This is a genomic window from Candidatus Omnitrophota bacterium (genome assembly GCA_021735655.1).
In the GTDB taxonomy this organism is placed as follows: domain Bacteria; phylum Omnitrophota; class Gorgyraeia; order Duberdicusellales; family 4484-171; genus JAHKAJ01.
Window position 1 is genome coordinate 38,326 of sequence record JAIPGM010000009.1, and the last position, 15,647, is coordinate 53,972.

The following is a 15,647-nucleotide window of genomic DNA, read 5'->3' on the forward strand; positions in this document are numbered from 1 at the left end:
TCAAGATAAATCAAACCTAATTTTTTGATGACTAACCAGATTGACTTAAGGCTAAGCAATCTCTCAATTAATAGGGTTACTAGCAAACCAGCCTCTGGTTTTCAAGCATATCTTCACCAACATAAGCATTACCGGAACTTCAATCAAAACTCCGACAACTGTTGCCAATGAAGCTCCTGAAGATAGACCAAAAAGCATTGCTGAAGTCGCTATGGCTACTTCAAAATGGTTACTAGCTCCTATCAACGCCGAAGGAGCGGCATCTCGATAGGGTAATTTAAGCCATTTAGCTCCCAAATAGGTCAAAGCAAAAATAAAGCAGGTCTGAATAAAAAGCGGTATCGCGATCAAAACTATTACTTGTGGCTGCTTAACGATTAAGTTACCCTTAAATGAAAATAAAAGAATCAAGGTAATTAATAAGGCTCCAATTGATACCGGAGTTAAGAAATGCAAAAACTTCTCCTTAAACCAAATAACCCCTTTTTTAGCTATGATTAATTTCCTTGAATAATACCCTAAAACTAACGGTAGGCCAACATAAACCACAACCGACAGAACAATAGTCTGCCAAGGAATCGGCATCTGGTTTACCCCAAGAAGCCAACTACCCAAAGGAGCATACAAAAATAACATTGTCAGCGAATTTATCGCAACCATAACCAAGGTGTGACCGTCATTGCCTTTAGCTAAATGGCCCCAAACCAAAACCATTGCCGTGCAAGGGGCAATGCCTAAAAGTATACAACCAGATATATAAGAACGATAGAGTTCAACCTGAGCGCCACCCTTAATGAGTTCAAATCCGCCAAGCGAGCCTTTAAATATTACACCAAGGAATAAGGTTGCTATCGCCAACATCGTAAACGGCTTAATACACCAATTAACAACCAAAGTAAGAATAACTGGCTTAGGAGTTTTACCAGCCTTAACTACTTCGGCAAAATCTATCTTGACCATAATCGGATAAATCATAAAAAATAAACAGATCGCGATTGGAATTGAAACTTGATAAATAGAAAGGCTTTCTAGATTCACCGCTGCCTGAGGAAACAATTTTCCGAGCAAAATACCTAGACCGATACAGACAAAAACCCACAAAGTTAAATATCTTTCAAAAAAACCCAAATCTGGTTCGATTTGGTTTGATGATCTGATCTTACATTTATTCATACGCTAATTTTTAGCTTTAAAAAGAAAAGGGCACAAGGAGTTATATTCCTTATGCCCTTAAACTGTCATAAACGTTGTTTTTTAGTAGCGTCTATCTCTACCGCGTCCGCCGCCGGCTCCGCTTCCGCCTCCGCTTCCGCCTCCGAAATCACTGCGCGGCTTTCTTTTTTGTGCTCTGTTCACTTTTAGTGCTCTTCCATTTAAATCCTGACCGTTTAAAGCATCAATTGCTTTCTGTGCATCGTCAGCTGTTTCGAATTCGGCAAATCCAAAACCCTTTGAACGTCCGGTGTATTTGTCAATTATCACCGTTACTTCTTTTGCAGCAATGCCTTTCTCGTCAAGAAGAGCTTTAAGCTCATTTTCACCTACGCCATACTCCAAGTTACCAATGTAAATCTTCTTTTCTTCTTCCATTCCAAATCTCCTTTTTCCTAAACCTTAGGTCGCATACTGCGAACCTAAATACTATTCAACCGAAATAATCTTTACCTCAAAATTTAATTGTTTACCAGCAAGTGGGTGGTTTAGATCGAGCACTACCAGATCTTCCTTGACATCGGAAATCTTGACTGGCAGGGGTTTGCCGCTTGGCCCCTGCATAGCAAGCACCATTCCAACTTGCGGTTCCAATTCAGGCGGTAAAGACGTTTTCGGAACCTCACTAAATTTACTTGAATCTATTTGTCCGTAGCCTTCCTCAGGAGGAACTGCTACAGTTTTCTCATCTCCAACGGTTAAGCCTGAAAGCTCTTTTTCGAGACCGGGAATAATTTGACCGGAACCTTGGGTATATTCCAAAGGCTGACGATCTTTAGAGCTGTCAACCACTTTTCCATCTATCATTAAAGTATAATCAAAAGATACTTTACTTCCTTCGGTAATTGCCACTTTCTTCTCCTTGGCACATGCTACACAAAGGGTCATCAACAACAACCCTAATAATAACAAACGATTTATCTTCATTTATCCTTAAGTAACTCTTGCCCCTATAAATAAAAAAACCACAAAGTTACCGATCTTGGAACTTTGCGGCTTCAAGATACTTCAGAGCAAAAACCTACTTTTCAACCATGAGTATACTACCTTTTTTATCAATATTTGTCAATAAAAATTAAAAAGGACAAAATCGCCACTATCAGCTAACCTTAAAAAGCCTTAGTCAATGGTCACTTCTCGTTTATCGTCGCCTTTAGCTTAGAAAGATACTTTTTAATTATCTTTGACTCATCAGGTGAAAGAGCGCTAGGGCTTAACGGCACAAAGCTGTCAACCCCCTCTATCTGGGCTATACCCAAAGCTATTTTCTGACTAAAAGTAGCATATTCAAGCATTGAAACATTATACTTATCACATACAGCCTTAATCTTAAAGGCTATCTCAGCACCTTTAGAAGGATCAAACTTCCCTGGTGGTGCAAAACGGCTCACCTCTTTAGTTATCAGCAAATATTTCTCCATATTAGCATCATTTACCTGCTCAAAACCTTCGGCTAAAACTGTAAAAGAAAAAATACTAACTAAAAAAATAAAAAAAACTACCTTACCCATATAGATATCCTCCTTTAGTTAATTTACAACAGATAAAGGCTAAAAGCCATTATCAGCATCCCTAAAATTAATCCCAAAATTGAAATATGACTGCCATCGTGTTCATAAGCAAGCGGCAACAACTCATCAAAGCTAATAAATACCATAATCCCGGCAACAAAAGCTAAAGAAAAAGACAAAACCGCCGGATTTAAAAAAGGCATTAAAATTAAAATTCCAATTATCGCCCCTATTGGCTCAGCCACCCCTGACAAAAACGAATACCAAAATGCCTTTTTGCGACTCTTGGTAGCATAAAAAATAGGCATCGCAACCGCAATACCTTCAGGAATATTATGAACCGCGATTGCGAAAGCCATTGCTACTCCCAATTTCAGACTCCCTAAGGAACTCATAAAAACAGCTAGCCCCTCGGGAAAATTATGAATTGCTAAGCCAAGAGCAGTAAATACTCCGGCAGCCATAAGTTTCTTATTGTTTACCCCTTTAGTAACGTGCTCTTCGATATATTCATGAGGAATGATAAAATCTATAAGCATAATAAAAATAATTCCGGAAAAAAAGGCAATGTTTGCTTTTAAAAAACCTACATCTCTAATAGCCGAGACAAGCAATTCAGCAAATGAAACGTAGATCATCACCCCGGCTGAAAGCCCCAAGAAAAACTGTAGATAGCTTCGCTTAAAATTTTTTATAAATAGGGAAATAAGACTTCCTAAGCCAGTTGAAATACCAGCCAAAAAGGTAAGTAAAAGCGGTATCCAAATATTATTTAAACTGATAGTCTGCACAGTTAAATTTTTCCCACCAGCATCAAAATACCAATTACGATAAAAAGTGCCCCTGATCCATATTTAATATGCTCAGGATGAATATATTTACATAGAATATTCCCTAAAGAAACAGTAATTAAAGTAACTACAGCAAAGGCAGCTACTGAAGCCACAAATACCGTCAACCAAGATTTAGACTTTGCCGACAAACAAAGATTTGCCACTTGAGTTTTATCACCTAATTCAGCAAGAAATATCGCACCAAAAGTAGCTAAAAATACCTTCCAATCCATAGTTTCCTCCTCTGTCAATAAATTTAATTATGAATCATCAACCAGCGTATGCTATCACCCACCTTGATAAGATTACCGGTCGCCAAATCACCATCATCTAAGGTGGAATCTACACGTTTATAAGCGTCATCAGGAATTGGACAAACGACTCCAGAATCCTGATAACAAAAATTCAAAACAATTAACCGCATATCGGAATCTGCCCGACTCATAAAGTTCTGAACTAAATAAAGATTATTCCATGGGCTCGGTCCGACATTTTTCTCAAGATAAGGCCCATCCCAACCTAACCAATTACTGAAATTAATCATAATATCTGAACGACAAAAAGCCGGATTAGCCCTGGGTTCATCTATGCTTATAAAACAAACCCCGCAAGCACAATAATCATCTCCCAGCCAATGGCCAGTGTCAGCATAAAGAGCAAGAACTGCGTTCTTAACTGACTTCATATCAGCTATAGCCCTAGAAACCTTGGCCTTCTCAATTGCCTTAAAAGCATTGGGAGCGATAATTGCAGCAAGAATAGCAATTATTGCAATAACCACAATCAACTCAATCAGGGTGAAGCTTTTTCTTGTCATCTCTCTCCTTTTTTTTATCTTCGCTACTTTTTATTTTAGCCCAACTATCACGCAAACTAACTATTCGATTAAATACTAATTTATTTAAAGACAAATCAGCCGAATCAACACAAAAGTAACCCTTTCTTTCAAATTGATAGCGTTGGCCGGGTTGAGCATTCTTCAAACTTGGCTCAAGATAACACTCGTCAATGACCTCTAAAGATTTAGGATTTAAGCCGGTTTTCCAATCCTGGCCGGCCGAAGCCTTGTTGGGATCCCGTTCAGTAAAAAGATAGTCATAAAGCCTGATTTTGGCCTTTAAAGATTTTTCAGCCGCAACCCAGTGCAAAGTAGCTTTTACTTTACGGCCATCAGGCGAATCACCGCCACGGGTCGCCGGGTCATAACTACAGTGCAACTCGATTATCCTGCCAGCTTTATCCTTGATCACCTCCAAGCATTTAATAAAGTAGGCATAGCGCAGGCGCACTTCCTTACCCGGTGAAAGACGAAAAAACTTTTTTGGCGGATCTTCCTGGAAATCGCCTTGCTCGATATATAAAACTTTTGAAAAAGGAACCTTTCTTTTACCCATAGCAGGGTCCTCAGGATTGTTAATCGCTTCGAGTTGCTCGATCTTACCTTCAGGATAATTGGTAATGACCACCTTTAAGGGGCGCAACACTGCCATTACCCGAGGAGCAGTTTTATTTAGCTCTTGGCGAATAGTATTTTCAAGTACAACCATATCGATTATACTGTTAAATTTTGCTACTCCGATGGTTTGGCAAAAACTCCTAATTGAACTTGCAGTATAGCCACGTCTACGTAGGCCACTCAAAGTCGGCATCCGCGGATCATCCCAGCCACTTACATATCTACCCTCAACTAATTCTAGAAGTTTTCTTTTACTTAAAACCGTATGGCTAAGGTTCAAGCGAGCAAATTCAATCTGACGTGGATGATGAACCTCCAACTGGTCAAGTATCCAATCGTATAAAGGACGATTGTTTTCAAACTCTAAAGTACAAATAGAATGAGTTATCCGCTCAATAGAGTCAGAAAGACAATGAGCAAAATCATACATCGGATAAATACACCATTTATCCCTTGTGCGATGATGTCTCACTCGACGAATGCGATAAAGGGCTGGGTCGCGCATATTTAAATTAGGAGAACTCATGTCTATCTTTGCCCGTAAAACCCTTGCTCCATCTTCAAACTCACCCGCCTTCATTCTCTTGAACAAATTTAAATTCTCAGCAATTGAACGATCTCGATAAGGACTATCTTTACCGGGTTTAATTAAGGTTCCTCGATATTCTCTTATTTGATCAGAAGTTAAATCACAAACATAGGCCTTACCTTTTTTGATCAACTTTTCTGCATATTTATAAAGTTTAGTAAAGTAATCAGAAGCGTAAAATTTATGCCAACCCCAAGAAAAACCCAGCCAGCGAACATCCCTTTTTATTGATTCAACGTATTCAATATCCTCCTTAGCCGGATTAGTATCATCAAAGCGCAGATTACACTTTCCCCGATAATCCCGAGCAATACCAAAATTAAGACAAATTGATTTAGCGTGGCCAATATGCAAATACCCATTAGGTTCAGGCGGAAAGCGGGTATGGACCTTGGCTCGATTATTGTCCTTTAAATCTTGATCAATAATATCTCTGATAAAATTAGAAGTTATTTTTGATTCTTCCATATAACCTTCGGCTATCTCTTAGGTGCTGACTTATTGTCCAACTTCTCAGCGACTCTTACCGCTTCAACACCATCTTTTGCGTATTTAGCACCTATTGAATCAGCATAAGCTTTATTGACTACCGCCCCGCCAATCATAAATTTACATTTTAAACCTTCCCTCTCGGCGGACTTAACCACCTCATCCATATTAATCATAGTTGTAGTCATAAGCGCTGAGAGCCCCACAATATCCGGAGAATATATCTTTATATTCTGAATGATCTTTTTAGTCGAAATATCCTTTCCTAAGTCGATAATCTTAAACCCGTGATTCTTAAGCATCAAAGCTACTATATTCTTACCGATGTCATGGACATCCCCCTTAACCGTAGCTAGAATAATTACTCCCTTTTTAGCCCAAGCTAACTTCTGGTTCTTTAAGTAAGGCTCTAAACGGGAGACTCCTTTTTTCATCGCCTCAGCGCTGGCAATTAGCTGCGGCAGAAAGTATTCTTTTCGATCAAAAAGGTTACCAACCTTTATTATTGCCGGGGTCATTACCTGCTCTATAAGTTTTGACGGTGTCTCCCCCGACTCTAGAGCCTTTTGAATAAACTCTTCAATTTGGCTTCTATCCCCTTCAATAATCGCAATCGATACATAATCACAAGGAGAAAGCTTCTTTTTGCTTATTCTTTTACTGAAGGTTGATTCTTTTTGCTTAGCATAAGCAGCGATAAATTTTTCGCTAGCCTTAGGTTTATTAAATAATAAGTCTTCGGCTAATTTATTCCGTAAACCTGGTGAATCCTCAGGATCGGCAATTGCTAAAGTTAGCCCTTTGATTCCGGCCAATTTTAAAAAAACTTTATTAATTAAATGTCTCTGAGGAAGCCCAAATGAAATATTCGAAAGCCCAACTATTGTTTTAGCTTTAAAGCTCCTCGTGCACCAGCTGATAGTCTTGAAAACCTCTCCAGCAGCCTGAGCATTCCAAGAAAGCGGCATCACTAGCCCATCAATTAAAATATCCTCTTTAGAAAATCCTATTTTTTTTGCCGCCTTAAAAACGGCCTCGATTATCGGCTTACGTTCCTTAAAAGTTTTAGGGAGCTTTTTTCCGGCCAAAGGCAAGATTATAAACATTGCTCCGTATTTTTTAGCTATATTAAGTAGCTTTTTAAGCTTTCGACTTTCTCCGGAAATAGAATTAATCAAAGCTCGTCCAGGATAGAATCTTAAGGCTTGCTCGATAACTTCAGGATTTGCTGAGTCAATTACCAAAGGCAATGAAGTTGCAAGTGGCAATAACGATATAACTTCAAGCATCGCCTTTTTCTCATCAACTCTTGGAGCGCCCAAATTTACATCCAAAAGCTTTGCTCCCTGAGCCTCTTGAGCTTTAGCAAAAGTGCGGATTTGGGTATATTTATTTTGAAGCAACTCGGCTTGCATAGTCTTTTTACCGGTTGGATTTATTTTTTCACCAACAACAATCGGAAATTTTTCTTTCTCGAAAATAAAAACTCCCCGAGCAGAACTTAAGGCCGCTATCTTTTTTCGCTTAGGAAAAACTGGCTTACTCCTTAAGGCAACTTTTTTTAGCTTAAAGATATGTTCCGGCGTTGTTCCGCAACAACCGCCGATTATAGTTGCTCCGGCAGTAATTAACTTTTTAGCCGAATCAGCAAAATCTCCGGGCTTCATATTAAAAACAGCCTTGTTATTAATAAGCTTCGGCATGCCGGCATTTGGTTTAGCTACCAAAGGCACAGTGCTATATGGCCTCATCTTTGAAATTATCTTAACCATAGCTTGAGGGCCACTTGAACAATTGCAACCTATAGCATCAGCCCCTAAACTCTGTAAAGTAATTAAGGCACTAACCGGATCATTACCATTTAAAGTCCGCCCCCCTGACTCGTAGGTCATGGTTACTATAGTGAATTTATTAGTAAGCTCTTTTACTGCAATCAAGGCGGCTCGGGCCTCTTGAATATCAATCATCGTCTCAATAGCAAAAAGATCAACCCCACCCAAAAGCAACCCCTTAACCTGCTCTTTATAAATATCTACGGCTTGATTAAAATCCAAAGAGCCAAAGGGCTTAATAAACTCACCGGTCGTAGCTATATCACCAGCAACTAAGGCTTTTTTGCCCACAGCCTGGCGGGCTAATAAGGCTAGACGTCGATTGACCGACACCACATCTTTAATCTTGAAATGGGAAAGTTTCAGGCGATTGGCACCAAAAGTACAAGCATAAACTATATCCGAACCAGCCTTAAGATAGTCCGAATGGACACTTTTTGTAAGCTCAGGATTCTTAAGGCACCAACTTTCCGGACAAACTCCTTGAGGCATGCCGCGCTTATGCAACTCGGTTCCGGTTGCTCCATCAAGCAAAACAACACGCTTTTTTAGAAGTAGTTTGATTCTAGAATTACTCATAGCCTTTGGATGACTCCACAAATAGCGGTAACTGATTTCTCAGGAATAAGTACATATCTATCGGTTATTGAAACTTGGATTTTTTCTAATTGCAAAAGCCGATGAATTGTCTCTTGGTTTGTAAGTGCAAAATCACCATAACCGCAGGATATCCGTTTAGGAATCAACTGTTTATTCTCACGTTTAAGTTGCGGTCCAAAATAATCTTGAATCCAGACAAATGAAGCATCAACAGTTTCCGAAGCAACCGCATCAAAAACAACTCCCCGAGTTAAATCGTTGTCTTTAACATTTGTAATCGCCTTGACTATTTCGGCCCCGGCGGTCGCCCCAATCAAAAGAAGCTCCTGGCAGTCTTCAAAAACCGACCCAACAAGGTTGCCTTCAAAAATTACCCCTTCGGAAAGCTCTAATTTTGAAACATGCTTCATCTCAATGGCAATTCGCCGAGCGGCTCCTTTTAGCTGTATAAGCTGAACTGCCTCTTCAATATAGGCCTTAAGCTCTTTTTCCTGCTCAGAAGATATCTTAGTCACCCCCGGTTGATATCCTAAGCGGGCATATATTTTCTCAATTGGTATTTTGACTCCGATTTGATTAAAAAATCTTACCTTATTCATTATAAAAATTAATCATAGGTTTTTAAAAGGCTGCTTTTAATATCCCTAAAACATCTAAAGTCTCTAATTTTTTAAATGTCCCAATTGGACCAAAAACCATGGCCTTAGAAACTAATAATGAGAGCTCAGACTCTTTAACTCCTACTTCACGCAAAGTTTTCGGCATAGCCAAACTATCAAAAAATTCTCGAGTTTTCTTAATTGACTGTTTAGCTAGAGCAAACTTATCTTCCCCCTCTAGGCCCCAAACATTTATTGCGTATTCAGCAAACTTATCAACCGTGGTTTCATTTAAAACTGCATTCATCCAAAACGGAACAATTATCGCCAGCCCGACCCCGTGAGTTACATCATAAACCGCACTAACCGCATGTTCGATAGCGTGGGTTGACCAATCACCAATTTTACCATAGCTAAGCAATCCGCATAAAGCTAGGCTGCTAGCCCACATAATATTTGCCCGGGCCTGATAGTTTTTTGGTTCATTCATGACTACTGATCCATAATGTAGGCAAGTTTTAAAAATCGCCTCAGCTAATCTATCTTGCAAAAAAGCTCCTGAGACAGAAGAAAAATACTGCTCGATTACATGAACATAAATATCAACCACTCCGGCTGCAGTCTGCTCCTTAGGTAAGTTAAACATAACCTCAGGATCTAAAACTGAAAATTTTGGCCGAAGGATATCGCTTCCGGCAGCAAGCTTCTCCTGGGTCTGTTCATTGCTAATTACGCTATAGCCATTCATCTCTGAACCGGAAGCCGCTAGAGTCAATACCGTGCCTAGAGCTAAGGCCTGTTTTATTTCTGTCTGCTTTGAGAAAAAATCCCAAGGATCCTGATCGTAAAGCGTACCGCAAGCAACCGCTTTTGCACAATCAATGACTGAACCGCCGCCAACGGCTAAAACAAAGCCCAAATTATTCTCACGACAAAGAGCCACCCCCTCCCTAACCGTCTTAATCCTCGGATTAGGCCTAACTCCCGATAGCTCTTTATAAAAAATATTATTCGCTTCTAATATTTTTACTATTTTTTGGTAAATACCGTTCTGCTTAATACTCGAACGACCATAGACTATCAGCACTCGATCGGCATATTTTTTTATCTCCGGACCAAGGCTATCAAGCCGATCCCTACCAAAAAATATTTTCGTATCAACTAAATAGTTAAAATCTAACATCTTACTGAGGCTTTGGATGCTTTCCAAGCATAAGGTTTGTTTGAACACTTAAAGTAGCTGCAGCTGTTAAAAAAATTCCCACCGGAACTAAAAAAATTAAGGCGAAAAATTGAGAAATTTGGTTAAAGAAACCCAGCTTAGATTTCTTTCTCGGAAAAACTAAACTAGTCAAAACGATTGAAATAATAAAGCATGCTGTCATCAAAGCAAAAATTACAAAAGTTATTCTCGGAGCACTGTAATATATTCCGGAATCTGAAAATTCACGACCTGACAGTAAGGCCGGAAGCCAGCCAATGATAAATATAATAAAAGGCCAAACAGCCGGCAAGATTTGGGCCTCAAGCAACTTAAAGGCACAAATAATTTTTTTTAGAAACGGCATCCGGCCAATCCTTAAAAGGGCTCGCATCACAATCGGTAGATTCTCTCCGGCATAAGCTAAATTACATTTTTTCTTATAAAGTTCAGAAACTGAATCCGAAGAATCTCCAGCGATATCCATGGTAATTGGATAAGTAACATACAACGGATTAATGGTGAACGCACCATTAAAATTAATAAAAGCTTTCCAAAAAAATGATAAATCAGCTGAGATTAAATCGCTTGGCCAAAACTTAAGCTCAAGCAAAGTTGCCAAACTAACACTAAAACTAGAAAAAATAATCAAATTGTCAGGATGAACCGCTTCAATTATTTGAAAAAATGAAGCGGCCGCGTTAAGAACCCTTCCTGGGGCCGAAGCTCGCCAAAGAGAAACGTCGTAAGCAGCAATCGCTTGAAAACAAGCCAGTTGACGACTAGGCAAAACCATAAAACGATAAGTAAGGCAACTGTAGTGGTCCGGATTAACTAAAGCTCCGGGCTCTAGAGATGAAGTAATCACATTTTCGTGGGCAATTTTCTTTTCTTTGAAGTAGTTAGCTGCCTGGCTAGCAGCCTGGCTAAGGATGGCCCCCTTAAAAGATTTCCCGGTTTGAGATTCAGCTGAGCAAGCTACGGTTAAAAAATCAAAAAACTTATCGCGATAACGCTCGATGAGACGCCGATTACTCAACTTTGCATTCTCGCTAACTCCCGGCTCAAAAGCCAAAACCACTACCATCCTTATTGAAGGAAAGTTACCGCCAATTAAGCTAGTAACTGTTTTTGAAATCAAATTCTCTTGATTATCACTAACCGGAATTATAATTAAATGATGTATATCATCTAATTGCGGCGCCTTCTGTTTACTTTTCTCTAAAAGACGCATTTCTTTTCTATGAATTAAAAATGATATGTCTTGCTTAGTTTTAGATGCCGCCTCTAAGTCATTTAACTCTTTCCAATAAGTATAGATACGATTTAAGCCTCTTGCCCGCTCCGGCCAATTAGCCTGTGACTCAAGTTCCAAGCGAGAACATCTAAGAACAAAAGATATCGCCATATAAAGAAGACGCAGAAACCAGTAAAAACTAAAAGCGATAGTAATAACTGCGGCGATAAGTGGCCTCACAAAGCAAACTACAGTCAGCGCCAAAAGAATAGTCCAACTTATAGCTGCTGGCAAGATTTCAAAAAATCTTTGCAATATTTTATCTAATTTACTTAAATTCTTATATGAAAATTCAAACTCCATATCTATTTACCTCTTCTTGCTTAAGTATTCTCGATAAGAAAATGGCCTTTCTCGATTCAGGTCAATAACTTCAGCGCAACTTAACTTTTTAGTAAGCGCATCCAAATAATATAACTTTCCATTATCCTCCAAATAGTGAACTGAAGAATTAGTTTTTATTTTAATAATTTGATTAGGAGCAGCCTCCCCCTCAGCTTTAAGCTCAAAAATAAAAACTTCGTCAGCATCAGCTAAAACAATATAAGTTCCCTGATAGGCCCAAAAACTCTGAGTAATATCACGACCCTTAGTATAAAACCAGTACCCTTTCGTCGGTGTGGTCTTAACATAGGTAGGATCTACCGCCAATAAAGGCCGATAATCCATAATTCCAGCCTGCTTCTTCATCCAAAACAATACCCGTTTAGTCTTTCGATGAAACTCAAGCCCCCTAACTCCACTTTCGGTAATACGATGCGGCAAATGGTTGCTTAAAAGCTTTCCCTCTTCACCAAGAAAGATAATTAAATCCTCATCTAAAGGTTTAACCTCAAAGAATCCTTTATCTCCAAAAAGAAATTTACCCAAAATCGGATCATTTATCAAAACCTTTTGATTTCTTCGAGCATAATTAATACGAAAAAGAGTATTAATCTCTTTTAAAACATATATTTTGTTGTTAAAAAGACCATAGCCACGTAAATTGTCTATATAATCAGCCTCTAACGATTGTTCAATTAAATCTATTTTACTAAGGCTATTGTTCTCAAAAGGAAAAAAATACCTAGACTGTCCTGGCTCCCAAATAATATGCTCAGGGCTTCCGGTAAAAAAACGACTAATATCTTTAACATTAACATAATCAATATCTTGTTCGATTAAAAGATACTTTTCTCCATTGAAATTTCTAACCCTAGCAATCACCGTAGAACTTTCCTTAATCTTAAATAGGGAAACTACCTCGTAATTCGCCAAGGTTGAATCAGAACGCACAAATGATGTTAGAGCTTCTGACTTTGAATCAAAGCTGTAATAATCTCTAAGCTTAGGACCTTTAGCTAAAATAAAAAATCTACTTCCGGATAATGGGATCAGCTTTTGAAAAGAATCAGAAGATAGTTCGCGGGTTACCCATCTCTGTGGAATCAATAAAATTTTATCGAAAACAGATGCTAATTTAGGGAGAGCGGTAATTTTATAATGCCAAGGCTTATAATTTTTTAAGGAAAGTGTGACATCGTATGATCCCGGCAACATGCCAGATAGGGCCGCTGGAGTTTTCTCGGTAAAACGCCTCCCTTCAACATGAATTGTAGCGCCCGGCGGACTGCTAGAGAGGAAAATAAGACCAGCCAAATCACCCTCGCCCCCTGGCCTCATAATTCGGCCAAAACTATATAAAAGAAGTAAAGGACAAAGAATAAGATAAGCTGCTATGAAACTAAAAAGGAGTGTTTTTCTTAAATAAAGCATAATCTAAACCTAAAATAAGTACCTTATACATTATAACAAAATGTAGAAAAAATGTAAGCCTATTTCCCTTAATAAACATTACGCTATTATCTATCCGCTTTCTACCTTGCTACTTTTAAAGGCAATCATATTTTATTTACCTCCGATTATTCAATATGGTAATATAAAATCACCTCAATAGAATAAAAATAAGACTATGCAAATAAATCTGGCTAAATCTTCTGGTTTTTGTTTCGGGGTAAAAGAGCTGTTAGCATTACCCTATCTAGCTCAAAAAAAGTTCAGAAGTTACAAAAAGCCGCAGTAGTGGTTCAATCAACTCAAAATTTTGAAAAAAAACGCTTAAAACCGTTAAAAAGCTTACTAAATACATTAAAAACCTATGGTTTAAAGGAATAAAAAAAGTAGGGATTATAGCTGGAGCTTCAACACCTGAATCTACAACTAAGACAATTATTGAAAAAATACCCGCCTAAACAAACAAATCTAAGGAATCCTATTTTTTGCCTTCTTCAATAAAGTATATTCAACATAGCCGCATAAAACTTCCTGCACCTTAGCCGGGGGCGGGACAGCAAAGTAATGAGAAATGACTGCATGAGCCATCTCATGACCAAGCATGCCAAGAGTTAAGTCTTGATAGGAAATATAGATTGTATTTTTGGAATGAAGATAGAAAGAACGCTCCGGAAAACTAGAACCAAAATAACTGCTAAACACTGAGCTCAAAGATGACTGATCCGGAAGAATGCTTATCTTGCCGTGAAAGCTATAAACATGGATATCGAGGATATCGGAAACTTCCAAATACAAATCATCCATCGCCTGTGCTATGAGAGAGTAAGAATCATTTTTCTGCTTGCCAAAAAAACTGTCAACATTTCCTAAATAGCTAAAATTTATTTTACTTAACAAAGAAACAACATCTAGCTTGCGAGACCCATAAACCGAAAAGTATTTTCCGGTAGCAAGAAGCGAAAGGCTACCCTCTTGAGCTAAAACCTTAGGAGTAAATAAAACCCCTAACATGACAATAGACAGTATTAAGCTCTTTTTCATCAAGTTTTAAAATTATCAAGTTCAACCTGCAAATGATCAAGAAGAGTTAAAAGTTGATCAGCATCTTTTGCTGCTATATGAAAATTCCTGTCTCTTATAAATTTGCTCAAGGAGTTAAAGCTAGCTTTTAGCCCTAAGTGCTTATCTTTCAATGACCTACACATAGCATCTAAAGATTTAGCAAACGCCTGCAACTGATCATTGCCGCGAATATGAAAATCTCTTCTAAAATCTGCACGCTGGAGTAAATCAACCTCACGGCGCAGGCGAAAAAGAGGTCCAGCAATTTGATGAGACACAAGCATTGTTAAAGCAAGAACCCCTAAGCCACTAAAAAATACTACTACCGTTAAATTAATAGCAACTATCGGCAAAATAAAATCCGAGGTTCTTTTAACGGTTACTTTTGTGTTTTCAATGGCTACTGTGTTTGAATCACTAGAAAAAAATAATATTCCTCCTAGAATAAGCAACGATGATAAAACAATAATTGAACCGAATTTCATCATAAATCTTGTCTGAAAATTTTTATCAATAAAGTAATTCCTACGTTTAAATTTTTCTGCCATGACTTCCTCCCTTTTATTGGTTAGCTTTAAGGTCTAAACCTTCATAATCAATATTAATCTTCACTTTTGTCTTTAAGGACTCTGCCCACTGGTTTATCGCCTCACGTTGTTTTTCATTCAAAATGACCCATTTTATCTGATCATATACTTGAGCTAGCTCTTTCTCCGGAAATTGACTATCTTTATTTTTTTTGTAATATCTACGAATATCCTGGTCATTAACCTGAATACCAACAGCCAGTTCTTTTATCTTTTTTGATAAAGCAAGTTTAAGTAATGACTGCTCCCAGAAAAGCTGAACGTCTTTTAGAAATTCCGGATCCTTATCCAAACCCAACCTCTCGGCTTCATTAAGAATTAGTTTGCGGGATATAAACTGATCTAGGAAATCTCGCTGCGATTCAACATCAGAGCTACGAGATAAGGAAGAGTTTAGAGCTTGTTTAAACTCCTGCTTACTTACTTCAATATTACCAATCGTAATTACCGGGTGCTCTTTATCTGCTAAGCCGCAACCAACAACTAATAAAATCATTATAATAACAGGAATTGCTCTGAACATAGAACCTCCTTTTTTTCCGCTAATCAATCTTTCTTTTATTATACTATTTTATCGGAAGAACTCAAAATAAAAAACAGGAAGGT

Annotated in this window: 17 protein-coding genes; 1 reads left to right on the forward strand and 16 read right to left on the reverse strand. The window is 38.3% G+C overall.

Translation table 11 applies throughout. The features are described from left to right. Positions 1 to 63: 63 nt before the first annotated feature. The 13 genes from arsB to K9L86_07155 all read right to left on the reverse strand — a co-directional run bounded on the left by arsB (position 64) and on the right by K9L86_07155 (position 13,374). Complete coding sequence (gene arsB / locus K9L86_07095; protein MCF7908615.1) at positions 64 to 1,173, reverse strand: ACR3 family arsenite efflux transporter; 1,110 nt, start codon at positions 1,171 to 1,173, stop codon at positions 64 to 66. 81 nt (positions 1,174 to 1,254) lie between these two features. Next, complete coding sequence (locus K9L86_07100; protein MCF7908616.1) at positions 1,255 to 1,590, reverse strand: RNA-binding protein; 336 nt, start codon at positions 1,588 to 1,590, stop codon at positions 1,255 to 1,257. 51 nt (positions 1,591 to 1,641) lie between these two features. Continuing rightward, the gene (locus K9L86_07105) at positions 1,642 to 2,139 is read right to left on the reverse strand and encodes a peptidylprolyl isomerase (protein ID MCF7908617.1); all 498 of its coding nucleotides are present in this window, start codon (positions 2,137 to 2,139) and stop codon (positions 1,642 to 1,644) included. Between the two features lie 203 nt (positions 2,140 to 2,342). Then, a complete protein-coding gene (locus K9L86_07110; GenBank protein MCF7908618.1) occupies positions 2,343 to 2,723 on the reverse strand; it encodes a hypothetical protein in 381 nt (126 codons plus the stop codon). A gap of 23 nt (positions 2,724 to 2,746) precedes the next feature. Continuing rightward, positions 2,747 to 3,505: a zinc transporter ZupT gene (gene zupT, locus K9L86_07115; protein ID MCF7908619.1), complete on the reverse strand. Its 759-nt coding sequence runs from the start codon at positions 3,503 to 3,505 to the stop codon at positions 2,747 to 2,749. Between the two features lie 11 nt (positions 3,506 to 3,516). Beyond that, a complete protein-coding gene (locus K9L86_07120; GenBank protein MCF7908620.1) occupies positions 3,517 to 3,789 on the reverse strand; it encodes a TMEM165/GDT1 family protein in 273 nt (90 codons plus the stop codon). 23 nt (positions 3,790 to 3,812) lie between these two features. After that, positions 3,813 to 4,391, reverse strand: a complete 579-nt coding sequence (locus tag K9L86_07125) for a prepilin-type N-terminal cleavage/methylation domain-containing protein (protein ID MCF7908621.1) — start codon at positions 4,389 to 4,391, stop codon at positions 3,813 to 3,815. Next, on the reverse strand, positions 4,345 to 6,069 hold the full coding sequence (locus tag K9L86_07130; protein MCF7908622.1) for a glutamine--tRNA ligase/YqeY domain fusion protein: 1,725 nt from the start codon (positions 6,067 to 6,069) through the stop codon (positions 4,345 to 4,347). Before K9L86_07130 ends, K9L86_07125 begins: the two co-directional genes overlap by 47 nt. A gap of 11 nt (positions 6,070 to 6,080) precedes the next feature. After that, positions 6,081 to 8,501: a homocysteine S-methyltransferase family protein gene (locus K9L86_07135; GenBank protein MCF7908623.1), complete on the reverse strand. Its 2,421-nt coding sequence runs from the start codon at positions 8,499 to 8,501 to the stop codon at positions 6,081 to 6,083. Next, the gene (locus tag K9L86_07140; protein ID MCF7908624.1) at positions 8,498 to 9,121 is read right to left on the reverse strand and encodes a hypothetical protein; all 624 of its coding nucleotides are present in this window, start codon (positions 9,119 to 9,121) and stop codon (positions 8,498 to 8,500) included. Before K9L86_07140 ends, K9L86_07135 begins: the two co-directional genes overlap by 4 nt. A gap of 22 nt (positions 9,122 to 9,143) precedes the next feature. Continuing rightward, entirely contained in the window at positions 9,144 to 10,304 is a 1,161-nt protein-coding gene (locus K9L86_07145; GenBank protein ID MCF7908625.1) for an iron-containing alcohol dehydrogenase, read from the reverse strand. 1 nt (position 10,305) lies between these two features. Further along, positions 10,306 to 11,922 carry a hypothetical protein gene (locus K9L86_07150; protein ID MCF7908626.1) on the reverse strand — a complete coding sequence of 539 codons (1,617 nt, stop codon included), beginning with the start codon at positions 11,920 to 11,922 and terminating at the stop codon, positions 10,306 to 10,308. Positions 11,923 to 11,928: 6 nt separating this feature from the next. Further along, positions 11,929 to 13,374: a PEGA domain-containing protein gene (locus K9L86_07155; protein MCF7908627.1), complete on the reverse strand. Its 1,446-nt coding sequence runs from the start codon at positions 13,372 to 13,374 to the stop codon at positions 11,929 to 11,931. A gap of 371 nt (positions 13,375 to 13,745) precedes the next feature. On the opposite strand from K9L86_07155, the gene K9L86_07160 reads away from it, so the two are divergent. Continuing rightward, on the forward strand, positions 13,746 to 13,850 hold the full coding sequence (locus tag K9L86_07160; GenBank protein MCF7908628.1) for a hypothetical protein: 105 nt from the start codon (positions 13,746 to 13,748) through the stop codon (positions 13,848 to 13,850). 10 nt (positions 13,851 to 13,860) lie between these two features. On the opposite strand, the gene K9L86_07165 is transcribed toward K9L86_07160, so the two are convergent. From K9L86_07165 to K9L86_07175, 3 genes are read right to left on the reverse strand one after another with little or no spacing between them, the layout of a single operon-like run. Continuing rightward, positions 13,861 to 14,433 (reverse strand): hypothetical protein, encoded by a 573-nt coding sequence (locus tag K9L86_07165; protein MCF7908629.1) that lies wholly within the window; start codon positions 14,431 to 14,433, stop codon positions 13,861 to 13,863. Then, complete coding sequence (locus K9L86_07170) at positions 14,433 to 15,002, reverse strand: hypothetical protein (protein MCF7908630.1); 570 nt, start codon at positions 15,000 to 15,002, stop codon at positions 14,433 to 14,435. The genes K9L86_07165 and K9L86_07170 overlap by 1 nt, the downstream gene beginning before the upstream one ends. Before the next feature lie 13 nt (positions 15,003 to 15,015). After that, positions 15,016 to 15,564 carry a hypothetical protein gene (locus K9L86_07175; protein MCF7908631.1) on the reverse strand — a complete coding sequence of 183 codons (549 nt, stop codon included), beginning with the start codon at positions 15,562 to 15,564 and terminating at the stop codon, positions 15,016 to 15,018. Between the last annotated feature and the right edge of the window lie 83 nt (positions 15,565 to 15,647).

What these genes read in the sequence shown, in the direction of transcription:
- arsB (MCF7908615.1), bottom strand. Translation starts at nt 1,173, where the DNA reads ATGAATAAATGTAAGATCAGATCATCAAACCAAATCGAACCAGATTTG.
- K9L86_07150 (MCF7908626.1), bottom strand. Translation starts at nt 11,922, where the DNA reads ATGGAGTTTGAATTTTCATATAAGAATTTAAGTAAATTAGATAAAATA.
- K9L86_07130 (MCF7908622.1), bottom strand. Translation starts at nt 6,069, where the DNA reads ATGGAAGAATCAAAAATAACTTCTAATTTTATCAGAGATATTATTGAT.
- K9L86_07135 (MCF7908623.1), bottom strand. Translation starts at nt 8,501, where the DNA reads ATGAGTAATTCTAGAATCAAACTACTTCTAAAAAAGCGTGTTGTTTTG.
- K9L86_07175 (MCF7908631.1), bottom strand. Translation starts at nt 15,564, where the DNA reads ATGTTCAGAGCAATTCCTGTTATTATAATGATTTTATTAGTTGTTGGT.
- K9L86_07145 (MCF7908625.1), bottom strand. Translation starts at nt 10,304, where the DNA reads ATGTTAGATTTTAACTATTTAGTTGATACGAAAATATTTTTTGGTAGG.
- K9L86_07100 (MCF7908616.1), bottom strand. Translation starts at nt 1,590, where the DNA reads ATGGAAGAAGAAAAGAAGATTTACATTGGTAACTTGGAGTATGGCGTA.
- K9L86_07140 (MCF7908624.1), bottom strand. Translation starts at nt 9,121, where the DNA reads ATGAATAAGGTAAGATTTTTTAATCAAATCGGAGTCAAAATACCAATT.
- K9L86_07170 (MCF7908630.1), bottom strand. Translation starts at nt 15,002, where the DNA reads ATGGCAGAAAAATTTAAACGTAGGAATTACTTTATTGATAAAAATTTT.
- K9L86_07110 (MCF7908618.1), bottom strand. Translation starts at nt 2,723, where the DNA reads ATGGGTAAGGTAGTTTTTTTTATTTTTTTAGTTAGTATTTTTTCTTTT.
- K9L86_07120 (MCF7908620.1), bottom strand. Translation starts at nt 3,789, where the DNA reads ATGGATTGGAAGGTATTTTTAGCTACTTTTGGTGCGATATTTCTTGCT.
- K9L86_07105 (MCF7908617.1), bottom strand. Translation starts at nt 2,139, where the DNA reads ATGAAGATAAATCGTTTGTTATTATTAGGGTTGTTGTTGATGACCCTT.
- K9L86_07155 (MCF7908627.1), bottom strand. Translation starts at nt 13,374, where the DNA reads ATGCTTTATTTAAGAAAAACACTCCTTTTTAGTTTCATAGCAGCTTAT.
- K9L86_07165 (MCF7908629.1), bottom strand. Translation starts at nt 14,433, where the DNA reads ATGAAAAAGAGCTTAATACTGTCTATTGTCATGTTAGGGGTTTTATTT.